This is a genomic window from candidate division WOR-3 bacterium (assembly GCA_039802205.1).
Lineage (GTDB): Bacteria > Hydrothermota > Tepidihabitantia > SM23-42 > JAOAFX01 > JAOAFX01.
Window position 1 is genome coordinate 1 of sequence record JBDRWD010000095.1, and the last position, 5482, is coordinate 5482.

Annotated in this window: 6 protein-coding genes; all 6 read right to left on the bottom strand. The window is 40.1% G+C overall.

The genetic code is table 11. The features are described 5' to 3' along the window. Positions 1-221: 221 nt before the first annotated feature. Positions 222-350 (bottom strand): hypothetical protein, encoded by a 129-nt coding sequence (locus tag ABIL39_12245; protein ID MEO0166897.1) that lies wholly within the window; start codon positions 348-350, stop codon positions 222-224. A 12-nt stretch (positions 351-362) separates the two neighbouring features. Beyond that, entirely contained in the window at positions 363-1958 is a 1596-nt protein-coding gene (locus ABIL39_12250) for a hypothetical protein (GenBank protein MEO0166898.1), read from the bottom strand. Between the two features lie 53 nt (positions 1959-2011). Then, positions 2012-2197: a hypothetical protein gene (locus ABIL39_12255; protein MEO0166899.1), complete on the bottom strand. Its 186-nt coding sequence runs from the start codon at positions 2195-2197 to the stop codon at positions 2012-2014. Between the two features lies 1 nt (position 2198). Continuing rightward, on the bottom strand, positions 2199-3527 hold the full coding sequence (locus ABIL39_12260) for a T9SS type A sorting domain-containing protein (GenBank protein MEO0166900.1): 1329 nt from the start codon (positions 3525-3527) through the stop codon (positions 2199-2201). Positions 3528-3587: 60 nt separating this feature from the next. Then, positions 3588-4967 carry a T9SS type A sorting domain-containing protein gene (locus tag ABIL39_12265; GenBank protein ID MEO0166901.1) on the bottom strand — a complete coding sequence of 460 codons (1380 nt, stop codon included), beginning with the start codon at positions 4965-4967 and terminating at the stop codon, positions 3588-3590. A 54-nt stretch (positions 4968-5021) separates the two neighbouring features. Next, positions 5022-5482: T9SS type A sorting domain-containing protein (locus tag ABIL39_12270; protein ID MEO0166902.1), on the bottom strand; the 461-nt coding region annotated here is incomplete at its 5' end.

Sequence of the window (5482 nt, forward strand, 5' to 3'; positions counted from 1 at the left end):
TTCTAAAGTAAATTCCAAATCCCAAGCACCAAATCCCAAGAAAATCCCATACTCAAAACAATTACCATTTACCTTTTGACAATACAGGCAGCAACAACGTACAACGCCTAACCATTGACTTCAAAAAATTTAGGGATTTAGGCATCCTGATTTCCATCAGGACAAGTTTTTGGACTTTAGGTATTTAAATATCCAGCATCCCAACCCAAACCCATTAACTATTACTTATCCTCTTCTATTTCTTTCAAATATTTCTCTGGATTTTCCTCAAATGCCTTTTTGCATCCCGGGTCATAGATTATCATTTTTACAATTGTTGAAATGATGAAATGAGAATCAGAAAAATCCATTTGAAAATTTCTTTATCTCACAATCAACAACTTCTCTGTCTTTGACTCATGCAGGCCTTCAAGGATTAGGAAGTAGACACCAAAACTAAGTTCAGAGAGGCTGAAATTACAAGAATAGAGACCGGGCTCAAGAATACCATCTACAATTGTCTTAATTCTTCTGCCCGCAACATCGTAAAGATTTAAACTTATTCGCTGTCTTTTAGAAAGCACATACTGGATTTTAGCATCTTTCCTGACCACATTGGGCAAAACAATCAACTCCAACTTTTCACCTTCCACCTTCAACCTTTTACTTTCTTCAATCCCGGTTGAACTCAGGCTAATTACGGTAAAATCTGTGCCAGTGAGGCTATCCCAGGTCGCTCCCGCAGTGTATATATTTCCATCAAGACCATAGACAACAGCATTGGCTGAAACACCCCAATCTTCGGACGGTGGGTTATTTAGATATGTCCAGAGTAAGGTGCTATCAGCCGCAAACTTCCTGACGACAAAATAACCACTGTCAGAAGTAGAAGTCCTACCACCCACATAGATTTTCCCATCATCTCCATAAGCAAGTGAGGTTGTCCAACTCCACCAGAGGCTATTAAAATTATCAACATAAGTCCACCTATAAGTGCCAGCATCGGAAATACTCTCAACAAGGAAATGCAAGATATCCCAGCCAGCAAGACCGGCCATATAAAGATTCCCATCGGCACCATAAACGCCCTTATTAAACCAACTTGGATCAGTCTGCGACACATATGTCCATCGCTCTACTCCAGAACTTGTTAACGAAATTGCAAGCCCATTCCAATATGTATAACCCGGTGGTACAAAATAACAGGTACTCCCAAATATGTAAAGGTTTCCGTCTGGGGCGTAGATAATATCACACCCAAAGTCATAGTAGTTATCCGGTCCATTATAGAGATAGACCCATCGTTCTGAACCGGATGGGGTAAGGCATATTACAGTAACATCAGTATTGTATGGAGGACCACTATATCCCACAACATAGATGTTTCCATCAGGACCACAAATAACTGACCTGCCGGGTTCTGATTCTGCAGAAGGGGTAGGATATATATAACTCCATCTTTCAGCACCATTTGCAGCCACGCTCACTACCAGGATCTTCTTATCTTGAGTACTCCCCACTGCATATATATTCCCATCCCCATCGTAGCATATTCCATTTGCTTCACTACTCTCACTATATTGATAGACCCATCGCTCAGCGCCATCCGGAGTAAGGCTTATGATCGTGAGATGTAATACAGAATCGCTGGTGGTGCAATTACCTGTAGTATAGATATTACCATCATTACCGTAACAAATTGAGCGGCATTCATCCCGATTGCGCGCTATTGTCAAATATTTATAAACCCACCGCTCCAAACCAGAATTGGATAGACTGATGATTGTAAAATCGTAAGCGGTGTTGGGATTTACGGTATAGCCGCCTGCATATAAATTTCCATCAGCACCGTAAAGAAGGCAAGATGCACTGCCTTTGTCACTATCGTATCTATAGACCCACCTTTCAATCTGGGCAAAGGTGATGATTGGGACAATGGTTGCAAAAATTATAAGAGTGAATTTTTGGTCGGTATTCATAACTACCTCCATTTGCGGGGCTCTCAATGAAAATTGAGAGCCCCGTTAATCAATCATCTCATTATAATAACTTTCTGAGTTTTAACTTTTTCCTGATTATCCAGCCGAATAAAGTAAACACCTTCACTAAGTTTTCTACCCGTATCATCAGTTCCATCCCAGTTTAATTTGTAGTATCCTTGCTCCAAATTTTTGAATTTATCATTTCTACAATTGTAGAAATGATAAAATGATAACATATTATCTTGCAATCAACAACTTCCTTGTTCTTGATTCTCTTTCGCTTTCAAGGACCAAGAAATAGACACCTGAACTGAGGTCGGATGAGTCGAATCGGTAAGAGTAAATTCCTGGTTCAACACAGCCTTGAGCAATCGTTTTGACCTTCCTGCCGATTATGTCGTAGAGGTCTAAACTGATTCTCTGTCTTTCAGGAATGGTGTATTGAATTTGAGCATTATCCCTGACAATACTTGGCAAAACCATCAACTTTAACCCTTTACCTTCCACCTTCAACCTTTTCCTCTCTTCAATCCCTTCCGGTCTGCCATAGATATAGTGGATTTCGCAATAAGGTGGATAGTTACTATCGGTAGCGAACCTCGCAATGTGAATAATATCGTCTCTTCCTATGAATAGTGAACCCGCACGACCTTTCGTCGTTGTTGGCGTAAGAGGCAACTCTTCAGAATGCCAACCAGTGAAATCTTTATAAGTAAGCAAGGTAAGGTTACTAATTGTAGAGAGAATGTATGGTTGGCCCAGGCAATCTAAATCTAATGATTTCTGAGAATAGATTTGACCACTTCCAAGATATTCACTATGCCAAACGCTGTCATTGTAGGCATACCACATTCCAGCAGAAGGAGTGTAGACAATGTGAGGTAGATTATCAAGCCCATGATGTATTAAAGTAGCATTCCAATTTGGGACATTGGGTGTGTCAATTTCTATACAGTACCACTGATTGCCGATTCTTGTAGCATACCACAGATTATCACCCATATTGCTCGCCATCTTGAAATAACTAATATGTGGTTGATTTTGTTCATCTAAATCAATAGCACAGCCCGATTCTGTATAAATATAGCTGTCGACCAATGTTTTTTGCCAAATTAGGCTATCCATACGGAATGCATAGATCAAACCAGAGGGTTGATAAACAATATGAGGAACACCCGAAGAAGTAATTGCAATTGAATTCCATGATGACCAGCAGGTATCAATAGTGTCTTTTAACCAACCAGAATTATTTTTTTGAGCGATGATAATAGCCCTTGGTTGATAAATTGTATAAACAACTGTAACACGATTATCTAAATCAATCGCCATATCTAAAGAATAAGGATGCAGTACGCTTTGATTAAATTCGAAAGTGTCAGCAACCCACATTCCTCCTTCTTTTGAGAATAGCAAAAGATAATTAGTCTGTGCCGTTCTTCTCCTTGGGACAAGAATATAAGGATTTTCCAGCGAATCCAACACTATGACAGGGCACAAAAAATCAGGTGGAGAGGTGGTGGCGGTAACTATTTCTACGGTCCAGGCAGAAAGCAGAAATAGCAACATATACGCCTCCTTTTATTCGTTGGCTTCCTACTTTTGCTCAGGAAGCCCCACGCTCTCTTATTATCTTACAATCAAGATTTTTTCCCGCTTGCTTTCTCTTTCGCCTTCAAGGATTACGAAATAGACACCGGAACCGAGGTCGGATGAATCTAATCTATAAGAATAGACACCAGTATCAACAGTGCCTTCGGTAATCGTTTTAACCTTCCTGCCGACAATATCATAAAGATTCAGGCTAATTCGCTGCCTTTCAGGAATCGCACATTGAATTTGAGCATTGTCCCTCACCGCATTTGGCCAGACCATCAAGTTCAACCTTTCACCTTTTACCTTTAATCTTTCATCTTCTTCAATCCCCGGTTCAATAGTGCCATAAATATAATGAATTTCATTATAAAAGGTATTCCAATCAACAGCCCGAGCTACTGTATGGATTGTGCCATGGGGGCCGACTCGTAACCCACCAGCATAATAGTCGTTCAAAGGTGGCGGTAATGGAGGAAAAGGAATTTCATGCCAACCCAGGCTATCTTTATAAGCAATACAAGAGCCAGTCGGAGTATCGCAAGAGAGACGGGGATTTCCCAATGAATCAAAATCCAACGCCTTTTCTGAGTTAATAATAGATAGTGGGTGAACTACGTCAGTAATCCAGGATGTGCCGTTGTAGTATTTGTATAGCAATTCGTAGGGATCCGTATGTTGATAAACGACGCTTGGAAAATCCGAGACCGGATTGATTTTTATTGACGCTGCAGAATATGGAGGATAGTACATAGAATCAATTATTGTATAATACCAATTGCTCTCAATCTTCTGGGTATACATCAACTTGACGCCGGACGGATTTATTAAAAAATAACTCATATGAATGTGATTTTGTGTATCAATATCCATGGTGCTTCCTATTGGGCTTGCATTGTAGCAGGAATCTACAATTTCCTTTTGCCAGATTGAATCTTTTAGAAAAGTATGATATACAACCTGCTTTTCCGGATCAAAAGTTGCCCAGGCGATGTAGGTAATATGGGGAACCCCAGAGGAATCGGTGGTAATCATTGATCCCCAAAAACTAGCGGCTTGATTTGATGTTCTTATTCCCACAGTATCTTTAATCCAACCTATAGAATCTCTGTGGGCGACTATAAAGTAAGATATGGTATCACAATGTAATGTGTAACTACACCAGACACAGCCATCTCTGCTAATTACAAGGTCACCTTCATATACTACGTTATTGGATTCAATAGTGTCAACCAGCCAATTACCATTGTTTTTATAATATAGGTGTAGATAGCCTGTGTGTAGGGACTGGAAGCCTTTAAAGACAAGGATGTAGGAATTACCGGTGGAATCCAAGGCTATTGAAGCGTCAATGTGGTGACTATCAGCAGCAATTATCTCTCTGGTCAATGTGGTTAATAGAAATAATAATATCACTCTACCTCCAAAGCAATTGGGGCAGAATAATGTGATTCTGCCCCCCACTATTTACTATCTTACAATCAACACCTTGGCGTTTCTGGATTCTTTTTCACCTTTAAGTACCAGGAAGTAGACGCCGGAACTAAGAGATGAAGACTCAAGATTGTATGAGTATGTACCGGGGTCGGCATTTCCTTCTACAATGGTTTTTACCTTTCTGCCTGCTGCATCGTAAACAGTAAGTTTAATGCATTGCCTTGTAGGAACAGAATATTGTATTCGTGTATTGTGGGTAAAGATATTCGGCAGAACTTTGAGACCGAATTCAAGATTCAGTGGTGTGCTCATAACTGCCTGAGGTCCGCCTTGTTCTTCTTCCTCAAACTCATATAAATTCCCTTTATGGCACATCGCAAATTCACCACGGATTTTTGTTATTCTCATAACAATTTCACCATCGTTCATATAACTCGCTGGAGGAACAGGAAGTTCAACAGTCTTTGGAACACCAGCGTCATATTTTATCAGAT

Coding starts and splice junctions, on each gene's coding strand:
- ABIL39_12245 (MEO0166897.1), bottom strand. CDS start 350: ATGGATTTTTCTGATTCTCATTTCATCATTTCAACAATTGTAAAAATG.
- ABIL39_12255 (MEO0166899.1), bottom strand. CDS start 2,197: ATGTTATCATTTTATCATTTCTACAATTGTAGAAATGATAAATTCAAA.
- ABIL39_12250 (MEO0166898.1), bottom strand. CDS start 1,958: ATGAATACCGACCAAAAATTCACTCTTATAATTTTTGCAACCATTGTC.
- ABIL39_12260 (MEO0166900.1), bottom strand. CDS start 3,527: ATGTTGCTATTTCTGCTTTCTGCCTGGACCGTAGAAATAGTTACCGCC.